This is a genomic window from Streptomyces sp. B93 (genome assembly GCF_018070565.1).
In the GTDB taxonomy this organism is placed as follows: Bacteria; Actinomycetota; Actinomycetes; order Streptomycetales; family Streptomycetaceae; genus Streptomyces.
This window is the reverse complement of record NZ_JAGPXL010000004.1, coordinates 33,073-51,339: the sequence shown is the minus strand read 5'-3', so window position 1 is coordinate 51,339 and position 18,267 is coordinate 33,073. Positions and strand designations below refer to the sequence as shown.

The following is an 18,267-nucleotide window of genomic DNA, read 5'->3' as shown; positions in this document are numbered from 1 at the left end:
TCCCGCGCGGACGGCACGCCCCGAACCACACCGAGCGAGGAGGCCATGCGTACACCCCGCAGAAGCACCGACGCGGGCGCCGGGACACCGGCCCCGACCCCAGCGCGGGGCCGCCGCGCGCACGCCGGACCACCGGCCGACGAGGATCCGGACGACATCTTGAGAGCCGCCGCCGACACGCAGCCCACGCGTGTGGGGCGCCGACGCATACGGCCGGGCACCGTCCGGGCCAAGATCGTCTGCCTGTTGATGGTGCCCGTCGTGTCGCTGCTGGCACTGTGGGCCTACGCCACGGTCAGCACCGCCCAGGACATTTCCCGGCTGCGGCAGGTGCAGCGCGTGGACGCCGACGTCCGTGAGCCCGTCGCGGCGGCGGTCGCGGCCCTCCAGGCCGAGCGGGCCGCCGCTGTGCGCTACGCGACCGAGCCGTCCACCAGTCGGCTCGGCGACCTCGAGCGGCTCACGGAACGCACCGAACGCGCCGTGGCGGCCCTCAGGCTCGGCGACGACAGCACGGTCGCCGACGGCCAGGAACTGCCCGCCCAGGTGGCCGGGCGGCTGGAGACGTTCGTCTCCGACGCGGAGCGACTGTCCGCCCTGCGCGGCGCGGTGCGCGACCGGCAGGCCGGATGGCAGGAGACGTACGAGCGCTACACGACCTCCATCTCCGCGGCCTTCGCGGTGAACGGCGCGCTCACCGGCATCCAGGACGCCGATCTCGGCTCCGACGCGCGCGTGCTGCTTGAGTTCTCCCGCGCGGGCGAGGCACTGGCGCAGGAGGACGTGCTGCTCGCCGGTGCCCGCCTCGACGGCGGACTCACGGGGGACAGGCTGCGACTGTTCACCGGCGCCGTCGACACCCGCCGGGCACTCACCGACTCCGCCGTGACCGACCTGCGCGGCGACGAGCGGGCAGGGTGGCGGCGCCTCGCCGACAGCCGCGACTACGCCGCCCTCGTCGACGCCGAGGACGAGATCCTGGCCAGCGGCCCCGGAGCCGCGGCGCTCCAGGCGGCACCGGAGGCGACCTGGGACCCCGCCCACGCGCGCGTGCGGGACGGGATGCGCACCGTCGAGCGGAACGCGGCCCGCGGGGTCGCGGACCGGGCCGACCCGTTCACCCGGGGCGTGCTCACCCCGGCGGGCGCCGCCGTCCTCCTCGGCCTCGCCGCCGTGGCCGCGTCACTGGTGATCTCCGTACGCATCGGGCGCGCCCTCGTCGTCGAACTGGTCGGCCTGCGCAACAGCGCCCTGGAGATCGCCCGGCACAAACTCCCGGAGGCGATGCGGAGACTCCGCGCGGGCGAGGAGATCGACATCCGCGCCGAGGCGCCGCCGGGACCGCGGTCGGAGGACGAGACGGGGCAGGTCGCCGAGGCCCTGGGCACCGTCCACCGGGCCGCCCTGCGTGCCGCCGTCGAACGTGCCGAACTCGCCAGCGGCATCTCCGGGGTCTTCGTCAACCTCGCCCGCCGCAGCCAGGTCCTGGTCCACCGCCAGCTGAGCCTCCTGGACAGCATGGAACGCCGCTCCGACGATCCGAACGAGTTGAGCGACCTCTTCCGCCTCGACCACCTCACCACCCGGATGCGGCGCCACGCGGAGAGCCTGATCATCCTCTCCGGCGCCGTCCCCGGCCGGGCCTGGCGGCTGCCCGTCTCACTGACCGACGTGGTCCGCGCGGCGGTCTCCGAGATCGAGGACTACGCGCGCGTGGAGGTGCGCCAGCTTCCCGAGGCCCAGATCGTCGGCGCCGCCGTCGCCGACCTCACGCATCTGCTGGCCGAGATCGTGGAGAACGCCGCCCAGTTCTCCCCGCCGCACACGCGCGTGCGCATCACCGGAGAACCCGTCGGCAACGGTTACGCCGTCGAGGTCGAGGACCGTGGGCTGGGCATGGGCAAGGAGACGCTCGCCGAGGCCAACCGCCGTATCGCGCAGTCCGAGGCGCTCGACCTGTTCGACAGCGACCGGCTCGGCCTGTTCGTGGTGAGCAGGCTCGCCGCCCGGCACGACATCAAGGTGCATCTGCGCACCTCGCCCTACGGCGGCACCACCGCGGTCGTCCTGCTGCCCACCGCGCTGCTGCACAGCGACATGCCGCAACGTTCCGCCATGGAGGAAGCGGACGACCGGCAGCCCGTGGAGCACCTCCACGCGCGCGTGCCCGCCCCGGCGCAGAGCCCGGAGGCCGCCGTCCCCCCGCCCACCGCCCGGCCCGCACTCGTGCCGCCCGCCCCGCCCGCGACGGAGACCACCACCGAGCGGCAACCCACCCGGGTGGCCGCCCTGCGGCTGCACCGCCCCCCGGACACCCCGGAAGGCTCCGACGACCTGCCGCGCCGGGTACGGCAGGCCAGCCTCGCACCGCAACTGCGCGCACAGCGCCCCGAGGAACCGCCACGGCCGTCCGGACCTCAGGGCGACGACGGGCGCACCCCCGAACTGGTACGCGACCGCATGGCGGCGTACCGCGACGGATGGGCCCGCGGCGGCGGCCGACGACCCGGCCGCGGGCGCACCCCGGCCGCCGCACCACGCAGCGACAGCAGCGAAGGAGACCCCGCATGATCCAGGACCCGAGCACGAAGGCGGACGCGGGGGTCCCCCCGTTCGAGCGAGGACGAGAGCCCGGGAGGTCCGGCGAACTCGACTGGCTGCTGGACGACCTGGTGCTGCGCGTGCGCGAGGTACGGCACGCCGTGGTGCTCTCCACCGACGGACTCGCCATCGGCTCCTCCACCGACCTCGGACGCGAGGACGCCGAGCACCTGGCCGCCGTGGCCTCCGGCTTCCACAGCCTCGCCAAAGGCGCCGGCCGGCACTTCGGCACCGGCGGGGTACGCCAGACCATGGTCGAGATGGACGACGGCTTCCTGTTCGTCGCCGCGGCGGGCGACGGCTCCTGCCTCGCCGTCCTGACCGCGGTGACCGCCGACATCGGCCTGGTGGCGTACGAGATGGCACGCCTCGTCAAACGCGTCGGCGAACACCTCTACACGGCTCCACGCACCGGCTCGCGGCCCGCCTTCGGCGGCTGAGGGGAAAGGGCGGCCCGAGCAGATGAGCGACGACGACACCGGCGGCCCGCGCGAGCAGGGCAGCCAGTGGTACGACACCGAGGCCGGACCCCTGGTCCGCCCCTACGCCATGACGGGCGGACGCACCAGACCCGGCCCCGCCGGGGTTCGGTTCGACCTGATCGCCCTGGTCACCCTCGACCCGGGCGCACCCGGCGTCGACGACCGTCCCGGCCTCGGACCGGAGCACCGGACCCTGGTCGGCCTGTGCCGCACGGAGACCCAGTCCGTCGCCGAACTGGCCGCCGGTGCCGACCTCCCCGTCGGTGTGGTCCGGGTGCTCCTCGGAGACCTCCTCGAACTCGGCACCGTCACCATCAGCCGACCGGTGCCGCCCGCTCAACTGCCCGATGAACGAATTCTGCGTGAAGTGATCGAAGGGCTGCGTGCGTTGTGACGAGTTCTCTCGCAATCCAGCGACGAGTTGGGGAAAAGACGGTCACATCGCGCACAAGAGTGGTCCAGCCATCCCGTAAGAAAGAGCACTTGCCATGATGCGGGCGCCGTGTCCCCATCGCGCCGACGACCGCAACAGGCACTCCAGAGAGAAGTGATCGATGGTCTCCGAGCACTCCGACCGAACGGGCGACGAGTCGACCGCCCTCGCGTTGAAGATCCTGGTCGCGGGCGGATTCGGTGTGGGCAAGACGACCTTGGTTGGTGCGGTCAGTGAGATCAGGCCGCTGCGGACCGAGGAACTGCTCAGCGAGGCGGGCCAGTCGGTGGACGACACCGACGGCGTGGACCAGAAGGTCACGACGACTGTGGCGATGGACTTCGGCCGCATCACCATCCGCTCCGGGCTCTCCCTCTACCTGTTCGGCACCCCCGGCCAGGACCGCTTCTGGTTTCTCTGGGACGAACTGGCACAGGGCGCGCTCGGGGCCGTGGTGCTCGCCGACACCCGGCGTCTGGAGGACTGCTTCCCCGCCGTGGACTACTTCGAGCACCGGCGCATCCCGTTCGTGGTGGCCGTCAACTGCTTCCCCGGCGCCCGCGGTTACGGAGCCCATGACGTCTGCCGGGCCCTGGACCTCGACCCGGGCACCCCCGTCGTGCTCTGCGACGCCCGTGACCGCGACTCGGGCAAGGAGGTGCTGATCCGTCTCGTCGAGTACGCCGGGCGGATGCACACCGCCCGGCTGCTGGACTCCGTGGGCTGAGCGGTCGGCCACGCCCGGCCGGCGTGGGTCAGTCGGCCACGTCCTTCTCCGCGAGGACCTGGTCGATCGTGACCCGGACGAGGAGTTCACCCGGCACACCGTTGCGCGCGCCGAACTCCTCGGCGCGCTCCTCGCCCATGTAGCGCGCGCCGATCCGGGACGCCCAGTGCTCAAGTTCGCCGAGATCCTCCAAGACCCGGGCACGGCCCCGCAGCACCACGTACCCGAACGGCGGCCGGTCGTCGTCCACGCACAGGGCGACCCGGCCGTCACGGACCAGATTGCGACCCTTCACACTGCGCGCGGAGGTGTTGAACACGACCTCGTCCCCGTCGAGCAGGAACCAGATCGGTGTCACATGCGGGCTCCCGTCGGCCCGGACCGTCGCCAGTTTGCCCGTGCGGGTCCCGTACATGACGAACGCCCGCCATTCCTCATCGGTCATCTTCTGTGCCATGCCTCCATCTTCCTTGCCCGGCGGCCGGTCCTGGGGAAGGCTGACGGAGAGATCCCCCGGCCAGGGGGGAGTCATCACACGGGGAGACCGGACCATGGCGCAGAACCAGGGACTCGGCTGGCTGCTGGACGACTTGACCGAGCGCGTCGAACACGTGCGGCACGCACTGGTGTTGTCCACCGACGGGCTGGTGACAGGGGCGAGCACGGGATTACGGAGGGAGGACGCCGAGCACCTCGCCGCGATAGCGTCCGGACTGCACAGCCTGGCCAAGGGGTCGGGGCGGCACTTCGGCGCGGGCGGGATGCGCCAGACGATGATCGAGTTCGACGACGCGGTGCTGTTCGTCACCGCGGCGGGCAGCGGCAGCTGTCTGTGCGTGCTCAGCGGCGCGGAGGCCGACATCGGCCAGATCGGCTACGAGATGACCCTGCTCGTCAACCGGGTCGGCGAGCACCTCGGCGTGGACGCCCGCCATCCCGAACGCGCCCCCGTCATAGACCCCTGACCTGCACGTTCTCCATCCCCTTCGGAGTTATCCACAGGCTCGCCACGAGATCCGCGGAACCGGCTACGGTTTTTTCACGGCGAGCGCAGACGGCGCGAGCCGCCGACTCCACGGGGGAGACCGACCATGTCAGGCCACACCGCCACCCAGTCCGCCCAACCTGCCCAACCCACCGAGGCCACCTGCGCACCCAGTCGCGCCGCCCGAGAACTGGGGCTGAAACGGGGTGAGTTCGACCTCGCCGTACACCTCGGCCGCATCCGCACCGTGCCCGACGAGACCGGCACCGGGGCCCGCGTCGCCCAGGCCGAGCTGGACCGCCTGCGCGGACAGCCGGGTTTCCCCGAAGCCCTGCACGAAAGCGTCCGGGTCGTGGGCACCACGGCGGGCGCCGCCCTCATGGAGGTCTCGTCCGCCCGGTTCACCCGGCTGGCCCGGCTGGGCCTGCTGATTCCGGTCAACTTCTACCTCAACCGGTACCGAGCCGTGGTCTGGCTTTATCTGGCCGAAGAACTACGGCAGTTCGCCGCCGGACAGGAGAACTCCGCACTGCTGCGCCAGCGCATGCCGGAAGGCCTGCGGCGGAAGCTGGACGGCGGCGCGGACCTGCGACCGCGGAACTGGCGGGGGCGACGCCTGGGATTCCTGCTGCGGCAGGCCACCGACCCGTGGCAGCGCGCCGGGGCCCTCGCGGCCTTCCTCGATCCCGTCCAGATCGCGGAGATCGTCGACGATCCCTACGAGCGCTCCCATCTGCACCGGTTCCGGTCGGACCCGCCGTCGCACGGTGCCCCCGGCTCGCCGGCCGCGCAACTCGCCGAGCGGCTCATGACGGCGGACGACCCGGACGAGATCGCCTGGCTGCGCAGCGATCTGGCACAGACCCTGTGCGAGGCCCGCGACCACCGACCCGCCCCGCGTCCCACACCCCACGGGACACCTCTGCCGTCAGCACCCGAGGGCCGGACGCCCTGTGACGAGCTCGTCCCCGAGGAGCTGGAGCGAACTCGCGGACTGCTGGACCGACTGCTGCGCAGAGGCTCCCGTCCCATGTGACCGTGCCCGAGCGCACCCGGCCCCCAGACGTCCTACACCGCCCGGAACAGCCCCTCCTGCACGACGGACACCAGCAGACGCCCCTCCAGGTCGTAGATCCGCCCCCGGGCGAGCCCTCGGCCGCCGGTCGCGATCGGTGACTCCTGGTCGTACAGGAACCACTCGTCCGCCCGGAAGGGCCGGTGGAACCACATGGCGTGGTCCAGCGACGCCATGTCGAACCCCCGAGGACCCCACAGGGGCTCGACCGGGATGCGCACGGCATCCAGGAGGGTCATGTCACTGGCGTACGTCAGCGCGCAGGTGTGCACCAGCGGATCGTCGCCGAGCGGGCCGACCGCGCGCATCCACACGGCGCTGCGCGGGTCCGACCCCTTGACCTCGTCAGGGGTCCAGCGCAGCCGGTCGACATAGCGGATGTCGAAGGGCTGACGGCGCGCCATCCGCTCCAACTGTTCGGGCAGCGCGCCCAGATGCCCCCGGATCTCCTCCACCACGGTGGGGAGCGACTCCGGGTGCGGGACCTCGCGGGCCGGCGGCAGCTGGTGCTCGAAACTCCCCGGTTCAGGCTTGTGGAAGGAGGCGGTCAGATTGAAGATCGTGCGGCCCTGCTGCACGGCGGTGACCCGGCGGGTCGTGAAGGAGCGACCGTCCCGGACCCGTTCGACCTGGTACACGATGGGTACGCCCGGCCGTCCCGGGCGCAGGAAGTACGCATGCAGCGAGTGCACCGGGCGGTCACCCTCGGTGGTGCGCCCGGCGGCGACCAGTGCCTGGCCCGCCACCTGCCCGCCGAAGACCCTTTGCAGCGACTCCTGGGGGCTGCGGCCGCGGAAGATGTTGACCTCGATCTGCTCCAGGTCGAGCAGGTCGACGAGTCTCTCGGCCGGGTTCGTCATGGGTGTCCTTCTCCTGTGCTCACAGCGGGCCGACTGCTCACAGCTGGCCGACGTCGGTGACGCGGACCACGGCGCGGCCCTCCGCGTCGGAGGCCGTCAGGTCGATCTCGGCGCTGATGCCCCAGTCGTGGTCGTCGTTCGGGTCGTCGAAGATCTGCCGGACACGCCACAGCCCGTTCTCCGGCTCCTCCTCGATCAGCAGCAGCTTCGGGCCGCGCGCGTCGGGGCCGGTGCCGAGGTCCTCGTACTCGTCCCAGTACTTGTCCATCGCCTCGCCCCACGCCTCGGCGTCCCAGCCGGACTCGCCGTCCATCTCGCCCAGCTCGTCCACCTGGTCGAGAGCGGCCAGCTCCACGCGGCGGAACATGGCGTTGCGGACCAGGACCCGGAAGGCGCGCGCGTTCGCGGTCACCGGCTTGACCTGGTCGGCCTTCTCCTGGGCTTCCTCGGCGGTCATCTCCTCGGGGTTGGCCAGTTGCTCCCACTCGTCCAGCAGGGAGGAGTCGACCTGACGGACCGTCTCACCCAGCCAGGCGATGAGGTCCTCCAGGTCCTCGGACTTCAGATCGTCGGGGATGTTGTGGTCGAGGGCCTTGAAGGCACTGGCGAGGTAGCGCAGCACGATGCCCTCGGTGCGCGCCAGCTCGTAGACGGACACCAGCTCCGTGAAGGACAGCGCCCGCTCGTACATGTCCCGGACGACCGACTTCGGCGACAGCGGATGGTCACCGACCCAGGGGTGGCTCTTGCGGTAGGTGTTGTACGCGTGGAAGAGCAGCTCCTCCAGAGGCTTCGGGTAGGTGACGTCCTGGAGGCGCTCCATGCGCTCCTCGTACTCGACGCCGTCCGCCTTCATCGCGGCCACGGCCTCACCACGCGCCTTGTTCTGCTGCGCCACCAGGATCTGCCGCGGGTCGTCCAGGGTGGACTCCACGACGGAGACCATGTCCAGGGCGTACGACGGCGACTCCGGGTCCAGCAGTTCGAAGGCGGCCAGCGCGAACGTGGACAGCGGCTGGTTCAGCGCGAAGTCCTGCTGGAGGTCCACGGTGAGGCGGACGATGCGGCCCTCGGCGTCCGGCTCGTCGAGCTTCTCGACGATGCCGCCGTCCAGCAGCGAGCGGTAGATGGCGATCGCCCGCCGGATGTGCCGCAACTGCTGCTTGCGGGGCTCGTGGTTGTCCTCCAGCAGATGGCGCATCGCCTCGAAGGCGTTGCCCGGGCGGGCGATCACCGACAGCAGCATCGTGTGCGTCACCCGGAAGCGGGACGTCAACGGCTCCGGCTCGGAGGCGATGAGCTTCTCGAAGGTGTCCTCCGACCAGGCGACAAAGCCCTCGGGCGCCTTCTTGCGGACCACCTTGCGGCGCTTCTTCGGGTCGTCGCCCGCCTTGGCGAGCGCCTTGTCGTTCTCGATGACGTGCTCGGGCGCCTGCGCGACGACGAAGCCCGCCGTGTCGAAGCCCGCCCGTCCCGCCCGGCCCGCGATCTGGTGGAACTCCCGCGCGCGCAGTGTGCGCACCCGGCTTCCGTCGTACTTGGTCAGGGCCGTGAACAGCACGGTGCGGATGGGGACGTTGACCCCCACGCCGAGCGTATCGGTACCGCAGATCACCTTCAGCAGACCCGCCTGCGCGAGTTTCTCCACCAGCCGCCGGTACTTGGGCAGCATGCCCGCGTGATGGACGCCGATGCCGTGCCGGACGTACCGGGACAGGTTGCGCCCGAACTTGGTGGTGAAGCGGAAGTTGCCGATCAGCTCGGCGATCTGCTCCTTCTCCTCACGCGAGCACATGTTGATGCTCATCAGCGCCTGCGCCCGCTCGACGGCCTGCGCCTGGGTGAAGTGCACGATGTAGACGGGCGCCTGCTGGGTCTGGAGCAGCTCGGTCAGGGTCTCCGTCAGCGGGGTGCGCCGGTACTCGTAGGACAGCGGCACGGGGCGGGTCGCCGAGCGGACCACCGAGGTCGGGCGGCCGGTGCGCCGGGTGAGGTCCTTCTCGAACATCGACACGTCGCCGAGCGTGGCCGACATCAGGACGAACTGCGCCTGCGGCAGCTCCAGCAGCGGGATCTGCCAGGCCCAGCCGCGGTCCGGCTCGGCGTAGAAGTGGAACTCGTCCATGACGATCTGGCCGACGTCCGCCTGCCTGCCGTCGCGCAGCGCGATCGAGGCGAGCACCTCGGCGGTGCAGCAGATCACCGGGGCGTCGGCGTTGACGGAGGCGTCGCCCGTGAGCATGCCCACGTTCTCCGTGCCGAACAGCTTGCACAGCTCGAAGAACTTCTCCGAGACCAGCGCCTTGATCGGCGCCGTGTAGAAGGTGACCTCGTCACGGGCGAGCGCGGCGAAGTGCGCGCCCGCGGCGATCATGCTCTTGCCGGAGCCGGTGGGCGTCGACACGATGACGTTCGCGCCGGACACCACCTCGATCAGCGCCTCCTCCTGATGGGGGTAGAGCGTGAGACCGCGATCCACGGCCCACGACTCGAAGGCTTCGTACAGGGCGTCGGGGTCGGCGGTCGGCGGCAGCTGATCGATGAGGGTCACGCCCCCATCTTGCCTGCCGACCCACCCGGAACGGCAATCGGATACGGGTACGAAGATCGCGAACGCTACGCTGTGTCGCCGACGCGGCGTCACGGCGCCCGGTCGGCCAAACAGCCGGGCAGGTCAACTGCACAGCGGAACACGAGGAATGGGGCGGGCAGCGGCGATGATGGGACCAGCACACTCACTTTCGGGCGCCGCGGCCTGGCTCGGCGTCGGAGCCGCCGCCGCGGCGGCCGGGCACACCATGCCCTGGCCGGTCCTCCTCGTCGGCGCGCTGATCTGCGCGGGCGCCGCCCTCGCCCCCGACCTCGACCACAAGGCCGCCACCATCTCGCGGGCCTTCGGTCCCGTCTCGCGCTGGCTGTGCGAGATCGTCGACAAGCTTTCCTACGCCGTCTACAAGGCCACCAGGAAGCAGGGCGACCCACGCCGCTCCGGCGGGCACCGCACGCTCACCCACACCTGGCTGTGGGCGGTCCTGATCGGTGGGGGCACCTCGGTGCTGGCGATCACCGGTGGCCGCTGGGCGGTGCTGGCGATCCTCTTCGTGCACATGGTGCTGGCCATCGAGGGCCTGCTGTGGCGGGCGACCCGGGGTGCCAGCAGCGATGTCCTGGTGTGGCTGCTGGCCGCGACGAGCGCGTGGATCCTCGCCGGAGTGCTGGACGAGCCGGGCAACGGCTCCGACTGGCTGTTCACGGCGCCGGGCCAGGAGTACCTGTGGCTGGGCCTGCCGATCGTCCTGGGCGCGCTGGTGCACGACATCGGGGACGCGCTGACCATATCGGGCTGCCCGATACTCTGGCCGATACCGGTAGGCCGCAAGCGCTGGTACCCCGTGGGCCCGCCGAAGGGGATGCGGTTCCGGGCGGGCAGCTGGGTGGAGCTGAAGGTGCTGATGCCCGCGTTCATGGTGCTCGGGGGAGTGGGCGGGGCCGCCGCGCTCAACTTCATCTGAGGCGCCGTCCGCCAGGTGCCCGGCGTCTGGCGCGCCGCCCGCCGGGTGCCCGGCCGCCACTCTCAGTCGGAGCCCGGCGACACCTGCGACGCGCCCTCGCCGTACCGCCGCTCGAAGCGGGCGATGCGGCCCTCGGTGTCCACCGTGCGGGCCTTGCCCGTGTAGAAGGGGTGGCTCTCCGAGGAGATCTCGACGTCCACCACGGGGTACGTCTCGCCGTCGTCCCACTCGATGCTCTGGTCACTGGTCGCGGTGGACCGGGTCAGGAAGGCGTAGCCCGCGGCCCGGTCGCGGAAGACGACGGGGTGGTAGTCGGGGTGCTTGTCCTGCTGCATGGCTGCTCCTGGTGCGGCGGTGGCAGGGAAGGAAGGCGGTGCGGTGACGGCGCGGGGGCCCACGAGGCCGACGGGGGAGTTTCGGTGGCCGCGGCGTCAGCCCGACAGGGAGTCCTCGTCGACTATGTGCATCGCGGCCTCCTCGGCGGAGGCGGCCGCGCCGTCGATACCGACGTCCGTGGCCACCAGCGCGCTCTCCTCGTCCTCGTGTACCCCTTCATCGGGGGCGACGAGCCGGCCGGAGCGCATGGCGCCGACCTCGTTGTCGATGAGTTCGCCGTCGGTGCCCTCGGAGTCGCCGATGCCGTCACCGTCGGGGGTCACCGTGTCCGGCAGCTCCTCGGCCAGCCGCTGGTCCAGCGTCTCGCCGCGCTGCCGCTCGGCCGCGGTCACACCGTGGTGCTCCACGGCCCACGGCTTCTCGGGCGGGGACCAGCCGCGGTCGAGGGGATCGTCGACACCGTCGTACTCCAGGGTGTCCTCAGCGTCGAGCAGCCCCGTGTCCTCCCGCTGGTCGGACTGGTCGGGCTGGTATACGTCGTCGCCCCATCCTTCGGCGCTGTTCACGGGTACCTCCAGGTGGTGCGGACGGACCGTTCCCGTCGTCTTCGGCGGGTGGCCGGCGCGCCCGGGCGCAGGTTTCGACAGGCGCGGGACCGCAGGGTTCGCGGGCGCTCCCCGAGCCGACGCCGCTTTCCAGCCTTCCACCCCTCGTCGCAACCGCGCAACGCCACGGCCGCCGCCAGGCCGCCCATCCGCACCACCCCGGCCCCCGTCCCGCTGCCGGTCACCCCTCGCACGGGCAGGTCACCGGCCGTCGTGACCTCCGCGTGGCCGGGCGCGACGCCCGGTTCACCCGTGCCAGGACCGCCACAGCGCCGCGTAGGCCCCGTCGGCCGAGACGAGGTCGTCGTGACTGCCGAGTTCCGTGATGCGGCCGTTCTCGACGACGGCGATGACGTCGGCGTCGTGGGCGGTGTGCAGACGGTGGGCGATGGCGATGACCGTGCGGCCGTCGAGGACGCGGGCCAGGGACCGCTCCAGGTGGCGGGCCGCGCGGGGGTCGAGCAGCGAGGTGGCCTCGTCGAGGACCAGGGTGTGCGGGTCGGCGAGCACCAGCCGGGCCAGGGCGATCTGCTGGGCCTGTGCCGGGGTGAGGGCGAAGCCGCCCGAGCCGACCTCGGTGTCCAGCCCGTCGTCCAGGGCACGGGCCCAGTCGTCCGCGTCGACGGCGCCCAGGGCCGCCCACAGCTCGGCGTCGTCGGCGTCCGCGCGGGCGAGCCGGAGGTTGTCACGCAGGGAGCCCACGAAGACATGGTGTTCCTGGTTGACCAGGGCCACATGGGAACGGACCCGTTCCGCGGGCATCCGGGACAGCTCGGCGCCGCCGAGGGTGATCCGGCCGTCGCGGGGCGCGTAGATCCCCGCGAGCAGCCTGCCCAGCGTGGATTTACCGGCACCCGAGGGACCGACCAGGGCCAGCCTGGTGCCGGGAGCCACACCGAGGGAGACCTCGCGCAGCACGTCGACGCCCTCGCGGTAGCCGAAGCGCACCTTGTCGGCGCGCACGTCACGCCCGTCGGGTGCGACCGAGGCGTCGCCGTCGGCCGCCTCGATGTCCCGGACACCGACCAGCCGGGCCAGCGACACCTGCGCCACCTGAAGCTCGTCGTACCAGCGCAGGATCAGCCCGACGGGGTCGACGAGCATCTGCGCGATCAGCGCGCCGGTGGTCAGCTGGCCGACGCCGATCCAGCCCTGGAGGACGAAGACACCGCCGATCATCAGGACGGAAGCCAGCACCGTCACATGGGTGACGTTGATGACGGGGAAGAGCACCGAGCGCAGCCACAGCGTGTAGCGCTCCCACGCCGTCCACTCCCGGATCCGCTGGTCCGACAGCTCGACCCGGCGGTGGCCCAGCCGGTGCGCCTCGACGGTGCGCCCGGCGTCCACGGTCTCGGCGAGCGCCGCGGCCACCGCCGCGTACCCGGCGGCCTCCGAGCGGTAGGCGGCGGGCGCCCGCCGGAAGTACCAGCGGCAGCCGGCCACCAGCAACGGCACGGCGAGCAGCACGGCGGCGCCGAGCGGCGGCGCGGTGACGACCAGTCCGCCCAGCAGCAGCGCCGCCCACACCACACCGATCGCCAGCTGGGGCACGGCCTCGCGCATCGCGTTGGCGAGCCGGTCGATGTCGGTGGTGATCCGGGACAGCAGGTCACCCGTCCCGGCCCGCTCCAGCACGCCCGGCGGCAGCCCGACCGAGCGGACGAGGAAGTCCTCGCGCAGATCGGCCAGCATCCGCTCACCGAGCATCGCGCCGCGCAGCCGCACCTGACGCACGAAGAAGGCCTGCACCAGCAGCGCCAGGACGAAGAGCCCGGCCGTCAGTTCCAGCCGCAGCTCCCGCGCCCCGTCGGACACCCGCTCGACGAGATCGCCCAGCAGCCACGGACCAGCCATGGAGGCGACCACGGCGACCGTGTTGACGGCGACGAGCAACAGGAACGCACGCCGGTGCCGCTGGAAGAGTTCGGCCACGTAGGCGCGTACGGTCGTGGGGGCGCCGACGGGCAGCGTGTGGGCCGTCGTCGGGGCCGCCGGGTCGTACGCCGGTGGCGCCACGCCGATCATGCGGACTCCTCGATCTCTTCCAGTTCGTTCAGTTCGTTCATCTTGTCGACGTCGGGCAGGGCGCCCGCGCCACCTGCGGCGGCCCTCACCCGCACACCGGTGAGCGCGGCCTCCTCGTCGGTCTCACGGGTGACCACGGCCCGGTACCCGGGCTCGCCGCGCATCAGGTCGCGGTGCGATCCGACCGCGGCGACCGCGCCCTCGTGCACGAGGACGACCCGGTCCGCGCGGTCCAGCAGCAGCGGCGAGGAGGTGAACACGACCGTCGTACGGCCCGCCCGCAGTTCCCGTACGCCCTGGGCGATCCGTGCCTCGGTGTGCGAGTCGACGGCCGAGGTCGGCTCGTCCAGCACCAGCACCTCGGGGTCGGTGATCAGCGACCGGGCCAGCGCCAGCCGCTGCCGCTGGCCGCCGGACAGCGACCGCCCGCGCTCGGTGATCCGTGAGTCGAGCGGGTCCTCCGCGTCCAGCGAGCCCTCGACCAGCGCGGCCAGCACGTCCCCGCACTGCGCCGCCGCCAGCGCCTCCTCGGCGGCCACGGTGCCGGAGCCGGGTACGTCGAGCAGCTCCCGCAGCGTCCCGGAGAGCAGCACCGGGTCCTTGTCCTGGACCAGGACGGCCGTCCGGGCGGAGTCCAGCGGGAGCTCGTCGAGCGGTACGCCACCGAGCAGGACCGAGGTTCCTGGTTCCGAGGGGTGGCCACCCAGCCGTTCCGCGAGCCGTCCCGCCGCGTCCGGGTCGCCGCAGACCACCGCGGTGAGGAGCCCGGCGGTGGCGAGCATGCCGGTGGCCGGGTCGTACAGGTCCCCGGCGGGCAGTTCGGCGGCGCGTGACCCTCCGGCGTCGGTGGCGCGCTCCAGGGACAGCACCCGGGCGGCCCGCTTGGCGGAGGGCCGCGAGAAGGAGTACGCCATGGCGATCTCTTCAAAGTGGCGCAGAGGGTAGGTGAGGATCATGACCGAGCTGTAGACGGTGACGAGTTCGCCGACGGTGATGCGGCCCTCGCGGGCCAGGTGGACGCCGTACCAGACGACCGCGATCAGCAGCAGGCCGGGCAGGAGGACCTGGATCGCGGAGATCAGGGACCACATGCGGGCGCTGCGGACGGCGGCGTGGCGGACGTCCTGGGAGGCGTCGCGGTAGCGGTCGAGGAAGAGTTCCTCGCCGCCGATGCCGCGCAGGACACGCAGTCCGGCGACGGTGTCGGAGGCCAGTTCGGTGGCGCGGCCCGCCTTCTCGCGTTGGAAGTCGGCCCGCCGGGTGGCGCGCGGCAGCAGGGGCAGTACGGCCAGCGCCAGGACGGGCAGGCCCACGGCGACGACCACACCGAGGGCGGGCTGGTAGACGACCAGCGCGGCACAGACCACGACGACCGTCACCGCCGCCGCGGTGAACCGGGAGACGGCTTCCACGAACCAGCCGATCTTCTCGACGTCGCCGGTCGACACGGCCACCACTTCACCGGCCGCGACGCGTCGGGTCAGCGCCGAGCCCAGCAGTGCGGCCTTGCGGGCCAGCAGTTGCTGGACGCGGGCGGCGGCGGTGATCCAGTTGGTGACGGCGGCGCGGTGCAGGAAGGTGTCGCCGATCGCGTTGCCCGCGCAGGCCAGCGCCATCAGTCCGCCGGCGAGGGCGAGCCGCTCACCGGACCGGTCCACGACCGCCTGGACGGCCAGACCGACGCAGAAGGGCAGTGCCGAGACGGAGAGGAAGTGCAGCAGGCCCCAGGCCAGGGACTTCAGCTGACCGCGCAGCTGATTGCGGCCCAACCACCACAGGAATCGAGACCCCGAGCGTGCGTCCGGCACACCAGGGTCGGGATAGGGAAGGTCTTGGATCTGCATGACGTCCCAGTGGCTCGAGTCAGGGGTGGAAAAGGGCGGGCCGATGCGCCGCGGACCGCGCGCGGCGACCGCAAACCGTGCAAGGTTCGCGCCGCCGGGCGCACCGAGGCAAACGGTTTTCCGCGCCACGGCACGGAATCGGCTGCCCGCACGGCAGCCACACCCCCGCGGCACCCCACCGACGGCCCCGGCCGCACACGGCAGCCACACCCCCGCGGCATCCGACCGACGCCCCCGACGCGCACCAAGGACACGCCCTCGCGCCCCACCCGGACGCCCCCCCCGGACGCCCGGCGCAGGTCTCAGCAGCGCCGCACCGCCACCCCGTCGACCAACGTGTCCAGCAACCCGCCCAGCACGACCCGCTGCTCCTCCGTCAGCGGCGCGAGGATCTCCTCGGCGGCCGACCGGCGGGCGGCGTGGAGTTCGCGCAGGGCGTGGTGGCCCGCCTCGGTCAGTTCGATACGGATCACCCGGCGATTGGCCGGATCCGGTGCCCGGCGCACCCTGCCGCTCAACTCCAGCGCGTCGACCAGGGTCGTCACGGCTCGCGGCACCACCTCGAGGCGTTCGGCGAGGTCCGCCATCCGCGGCGGCGCCCCGAAGTGCGCGAGGGTGCGCAGCAGTCGCGACTGGGCGGGAGTGATGCCCAGGTCGTGCCGTTCCAGATGGCGCTTCTGGATGCGGTGCACACGCCGGGTCAGCCGCAGCAACTGCTCGGCGAGCTGCCCCTCGGAGCCCTCCGCGCCGCCTTCCGTACCGACTTCCGTACCGACGGAGCCGTCAGGACCGTCGGAACAGGCAGGACCGTCAGGACCGGCGGGGCCGTGCGGGCCGGCGGAACCATCGGTGGCGGGGTGCGTCATGCGGGAACAATATCAGGACTAAGTTCATTGTGAGCATAGGTAACAATGAGCTACGATCCGGCGGGCGCCACCCGGCGCCGTCTCACCCACCGTAGGAGCCCATGCACCCCGACCGTGAAACCGCCTGGACACCACCCGCCGACGCCGAGCGGCAGCCCCGGCAGTGGCGTCGCATCCTGAGTCTCTTCCGCCCCTATCGCGGCCGCCTCGCGGTCGTCGGCCTGCTGGTCGGCGCCGCATCGCTGGTCTCGGTCGCCACGCCGTTCCTGCTGAAGGCGATCCTCGATGTCGCGATCCCCGAGGGCCGCACCGGTCTGCTCACCCTGCTCGCCCTCGGCATGATCCTGGGCGCCGTACTGACCAGCGTCTTCGGCGTGCTCCAGACGCTGATCTCCACGACGGTCGGCCAGCGTGTGATGCACGACCTGCGCACCGCCGTCTACGGCCGCCTCCAGCGCATGTCGCTCGCCTTCTTCACCCGCACCCGCACCGGCGAGGTCCAGTCCCGCATCGCCAACGACATCGGCGGTATGCAGGCCACCGTCACCTCCACCGCCACCTCGCTGGTCGCCAACTTCACCAGTGTGGTCGCCACGATCCTCGCGATGCTCGTCCTGGACTGGCGGCTGACGGTGGTCTCCCTGCTCCTGCTCCCGGTGTTCGTGTGGATCAGCCGCCGGGTCGGCAACGAGCGCAGGCGGATCACCACCCAGCGCCAGAAGCAGATGGCCGCGATGGCCGCCACGGTCACCGAGTCCCTCTCGGTCAGCGGCATCCTGCTGGGCCGCACCATGGGCCGCTCCGACTCCCTGACCCGCGCCTTCTCCGACGAGTCCGAACGCCTGGTCGACCTCGAAGTGCGGTCGAACATGGCGGGCCGCTGGCGGATGGCCGTGATCACGATCGTCATGGCGGCGATGCCCGCCGTCATCTACTGGACCGCGGGCCTCGCCCTGCACTTCGGCGGCCCGGCCGTCTCCATCGGCACGATCGTCGCCTTCGTCTCCCTCCAGCAGGGCCTGTTCCGCCCGGCGGTCAGCCTGCTCGGCACCGGCGTCCAGATCCAGGCCTCGCTCGCCCTGTTCCAGCGCATCTTCGAGTACCTGGACCTGCCGATAGACATCACCGAGCGCGACCGGCCGGTCCACCTGGACCGCGTCAAGGGCGAGGTCCGCTTCGAGAACGTCGAGTTCCGCTACGACGACAAGGGCGGCCCCATCCTCGACGGCATCGACGTCACCGTCCCCGCGGGCGGCAGCCTGGCGATCGTCGGCCCGACCGGCGCGGGCAAGTCGACGCTGGGGTACCTGGTGCCGCGGCTGTACGACGTGACGGGCGGTCGGGTCACCATCGACGGGGTCGACGTACGCGACCTCGACTTCGACACCCTCGCGCGCGCGGTCGGCGTCGTCTCGCAGGAGACGTACCTCTTCCACGCGACGGTCGCGGAGAACCTGCGCTTCGCCAAGCCGGACGCCACCGACGAGGAGCTGCGCGCGGCGGCGAAGGCGGCGCAGATCCACGACCACATCGCCTCGCTCCCCGACGGCTACGACACGGTCGTGGGTGAGCGCGGCCACCGTTTCTCCGGGGGTGAGAAGCAGCGGCTGGCCATCGCCCGCACCATCCTGCGCGATCCGCCGGTGCTCATCCTCGACGAGGCGACCAGCGCCCTGGACACCCGTACGGAGCACGCGGTGCAGGACGCGATCGACGCGCTGTCGGCCAACCGCACCACGGTCACCATCGCGCACCGCCTGTCCACCATCCGGAGCGCCGACCAGATCGTGGTCCTCGATGCCGGACAGGCCGTGGAACGGGGTACGCACGAGGAACTGCTGGAGCTGGACGGCCGGTACGCGTCACTGGTCCGCCGGGACGCCCGACTGGAGCCGACAAGCTGACGATATGCC

Annotated in this window: 16 protein-coding genes; 8 read left to right on the top strand and 8 right to left on the bottom strand. The window is 71.9% G+C overall.

Annotated features, from left to right (window positions below):
- The first annotated feature begins 45 nt into the window (after positions 1–45).
- From KBY47_RS05370 to KBY47_RS05355, 4 genes are all read left to right on the top strand, one after another.
- Entirely contained in the window at positions 46–2,571 is a 2,526-nt protein-coding gene (locus KBY47_RS05370; protein ID WP_210919757.1) for a nitrate- and nitrite sensing domain-containing protein, read from the top strand.
- Entirely contained in the window at positions 2,568–3,041 is a 474-nt protein-coding gene (locus KBY47_RS05365; RefSeq protein ID WP_247694261.1) for a roadblock/LC7 domain-containing protein, read from the top strand. The genes KBY47_RS05370 and KBY47_RS05365 overlap by 4 nt, the downstream gene beginning before the upstream one ends.
- Positions 3,042–3,063: 22 nt before the next feature.
- Positions 3,064–3,477: a DUF742 domain-containing protein gene (locus tag KBY47_RS05360; protein WP_210919756.1), complete on the top strand. Its 414-nt coding sequence runs from the start codon at positions 3,064–3,066 to the stop codon at positions 3,475–3,477.
- Between the two features lie 160 nt (positions 3,478–3,637).
- Positions 3,638–4,243, top strand: coding sequence for an ATP/GTP-binding protein (locus KBY47_RS05355; RefSeq protein ID WP_210919755.1), 606 nt, complete (start codon positions 3,638–3,640; stop codon positions 4,241–4,243).
- 28 nt (positions 4,244–4,271) lie between these two features.
- Here KBY47_RS05355 and KBY47_RS05350 read toward each other — a convergent pair whose 3' ends face one another.
- Positions 4,272–4,700, bottom strand: coding sequence for a PPOX class F420-dependent oxidoreductase (locus KBY47_RS05350; RefSeq protein ID WP_210919754.1), 429 nt, complete (start codon positions 4,698–4,700; stop codon positions 4,272–4,274).
- 94 nt (positions 4,701–4,794) lie between these two features.
- Here KBY47_RS05350 and KBY47_RS05345 point away from each other — a divergent pair, with 94 nt between their 5' ends.
- On the top strand, positions 4,795–5,208 hold the full coding sequence (locus KBY47_RS05345) for a roadblock/LC7 domain-containing protein (protein WP_210919752.1): 414 nt from the start codon (positions 4,795–4,797) through the stop codon (positions 5,206–5,208).
- A 126-nt stretch (positions 5,209–5,334) separates the two neighbouring features.
- Positions 5,335–6,264, top strand: coding sequence for a DUF6397 family protein (locus KBY47_RS05340; protein ID WP_210919751.1), 930 nt, complete (start codon positions 5,335–5,337; stop codon positions 6,262–6,264).
- Between the two features lie 32 nt (positions 6,265–6,296).
- On the opposite strand, the gene KBY47_RS05335 is transcribed toward KBY47_RS05340, so the two are convergent.
- The gene (locus tag KBY47_RS05335; RefSeq protein WP_210919748.1) at positions 6,297–7,163 is read right to left on the bottom strand and encodes an acyl-CoA thioesterase II; all 867 of its coding nucleotides are present in this window, start codon (positions 7,161–7,163) and stop codon (positions 6,297–6,299) included.
- Positions 7,164–7,200: 37 nt separating this feature from the next.
- Positions 7,201–9,714, bottom strand: a complete 2,514-nt coding sequence (locus KBY47_RS05330; RefSeq protein ID WP_210919747.1) for an RNA helicase — start codon at positions 9,712–9,714, stop codon at positions 7,201–7,203.
- Between the two features lie 166 nt (positions 9,715–9,880).
- Here KBY47_RS05330 and KBY47_RS05325 point away from each other — a divergent pair, with 166 nt between their 5' ends.
- Positions 9,881–10,675 (top strand): metal-dependent hydrolase, encoded by a 795-nt coding sequence (locus KBY47_RS05325; protein WP_210919746.1) that lies wholly within the window; start codon positions 9,881–9,883, stop codon positions 10,673–10,675.
- 62 nt (positions 10,676–10,737) lie between these two features.
- Here KBY47_RS05325 and KBY47_RS05320 read toward each other — a convergent pair whose 3' ends face one another.
- From KBY47_RS05320 to KBY47_RS05300, 5 genes are all read right to left on the bottom strand, one after another.
- Positions 10,738–11,010 (bottom strand): type B 50S ribosomal protein L31, encoded by a 273-nt coding sequence (locus KBY47_RS05320; protein WP_210919745.1) that lies wholly within the window; start codon positions 11,008–11,010, stop codon positions 10,738–10,740.
- A gap of 96 nt (positions 11,011–11,106) precedes the next feature.
- Complete coding sequence (locus KBY47_RS05315; RefSeq protein ID WP_210919744.1) at positions 11,107–11,577, bottom strand: DUF5709 domain-containing protein; 471 nt, start codon at positions 11,575–11,577, stop codon at positions 11,107–11,109.
- A 285-nt stretch (positions 11,578–11,862) separates the two neighbouring features.
- Positions 11,863–13,644 carry an ABC transporter ATP-binding protein gene (locus KBY47_RS05310; protein WP_210919743.1) on the bottom strand — a complete coding sequence of 594 codons (1,782 nt, stop codon included), beginning with the start codon at positions 13,642–13,644 and terminating at the stop codon, positions 11,863–11,865.
- A complete protein-coding gene (locus tag KBY47_RS05305) occupies positions 13,641–15,488 on the bottom strand; it encodes an ABC transporter ATP-binding protein (RefSeq protein WP_210919742.1) in 1,848 nt (615 codons plus the stop codon). The genes KBY47_RS05310 and KBY47_RS05305 overlap by 4 nt, the downstream gene beginning before the upstream one ends.
- Before the next feature lie 302 nt (positions 15,489–15,790).
- Positions 15,791–16,354 carry a MarR family winged helix-turn-helix transcriptional regulator gene (locus tag KBY47_RS05300; RefSeq protein WP_210919741.1) on the bottom strand — a complete coding sequence of 188 codons (564 nt, stop codon included), beginning with the start codon at positions 16,352–16,354 and terminating at the stop codon, positions 15,791–15,793.
- 101 nt (positions 16,355–16,455) lie between these two features.
- Here KBY47_RS05300 and KBY47_RS05295 point away from each other — a divergent pair, with 101 nt between their 5' ends.
- Positions 16,456–18,258 (top strand): ABC transporter ATP-binding protein, encoded by a 1,803-nt coding sequence (locus tag KBY47_RS05295; protein WP_210919739.1) that lies wholly within the window; start codon positions 16,456–16,458, stop codon positions 18,256–18,258.
- Positions 18,259–18,267 lie beyond the last annotated feature (9 nt).

What these genes read in the sequence shown, in the direction of transcription:
- KBY47_RS05320 (WP_210919745.1), bottom strand. Translation starts at nt 11,010, where the DNA reads ATGCAGCAGGACAAGCACCCCGACTACCACCCCGTCGTCTTCCGCGAC.
- KBY47_RS05340 (WP_210919751.1), top strand. Translation starts at nt 5,335, where the DNA reads ATGTCAGGCCACACCGCCACCCAGTCCGCCCAACCTGCCCAACCCACC.
- KBY47_RS05355 (WP_210919755.1), top strand. Translation starts at nt 3,638, where the DNA reads ATGGTCTCCGAGCACTCCGACCGAACGGGCGACGAGTCGACCGCCCTC.
- KBY47_RS05335 (WP_210919748.1), bottom strand. Translation starts at nt 7,163, where the DNA reads ATGACGAACCCGGCCGAGAGACTCGTCGACCTGCTCGACCTGGAGCAG.
- KBY47_RS05370 (WP_210919757.1), top strand. Translation starts at nt 46, where the DNA reads ATGCGTACACCCCGCAGAAGCACCGACGCGGGCGCCGGGACACCGGCC.
- KBY47_RS05295 (WP_210919739.1), top strand. Translation starts at nt 16,456, where the DNA reads ATGCACCCCGACCGTGAAACCGCCTGGACACCACCCGCCGACGCCGAG.
- KBY47_RS05305 (WP_210919742.1), bottom strand. Translation starts at nt 15,488, where the DNA reads ATGCAGATCCAAGACCTTCCCTATCCCGACCCTGGTGTGCCGGACGCA.
- KBY47_RS05345 (WP_210919752.1), top strand. Translation starts at nt 4,795, where the DNA reads ATGGCGCAGAACCAGGGACTCGGCTGGCTGCTGGACGACTTGACCGAG.
- KBY47_RS05360 (WP_210919756.1), top strand. Translation starts at nt 3,064, where the DNA reads ATGAGCGACGACGACACCGGCGGCCCGCGCGAGCAGGGCAGCCAGTGG.
- KBY47_RS05325 (WP_210919746.1), top strand. Translation starts at nt 9,881, where the DNA reads ATGATGGGACCAGCACACTCACTTTCGGGCGCCGCGGCCTGGCTCGGC.
- KBY47_RS05365 (WP_247694261.1), top strand. Translation starts at nt 2,568, where the DNA reads ATGATCCAGGACCCGAGCACGAAGGCGGACGCGGGGGTCCCCCCGTTC.
- KBY47_RS05350 (WP_210919754.1), bottom strand. Translation starts at nt 4,700, where the DNA reads ATGGCACAGAAGATGACCGATGAGGAATGGCGGGCGTTCGTCATGTAC.
- KBY47_RS05310 (WP_210919743.1), bottom strand. Translation starts at nt 13,644, where the DNA reads ATGATCGGCGTGGCGCCACCGGCGTACGACCCGGCGGCCCCGACGACG.
- KBY47_RS05300 (WP_210919741.1), bottom strand. Translation starts at nt 16,354, where the DNA reads ATGACGCACCCCGCCACCGATGGTTCCGCCGGCCCGCACGGCCCCGCC.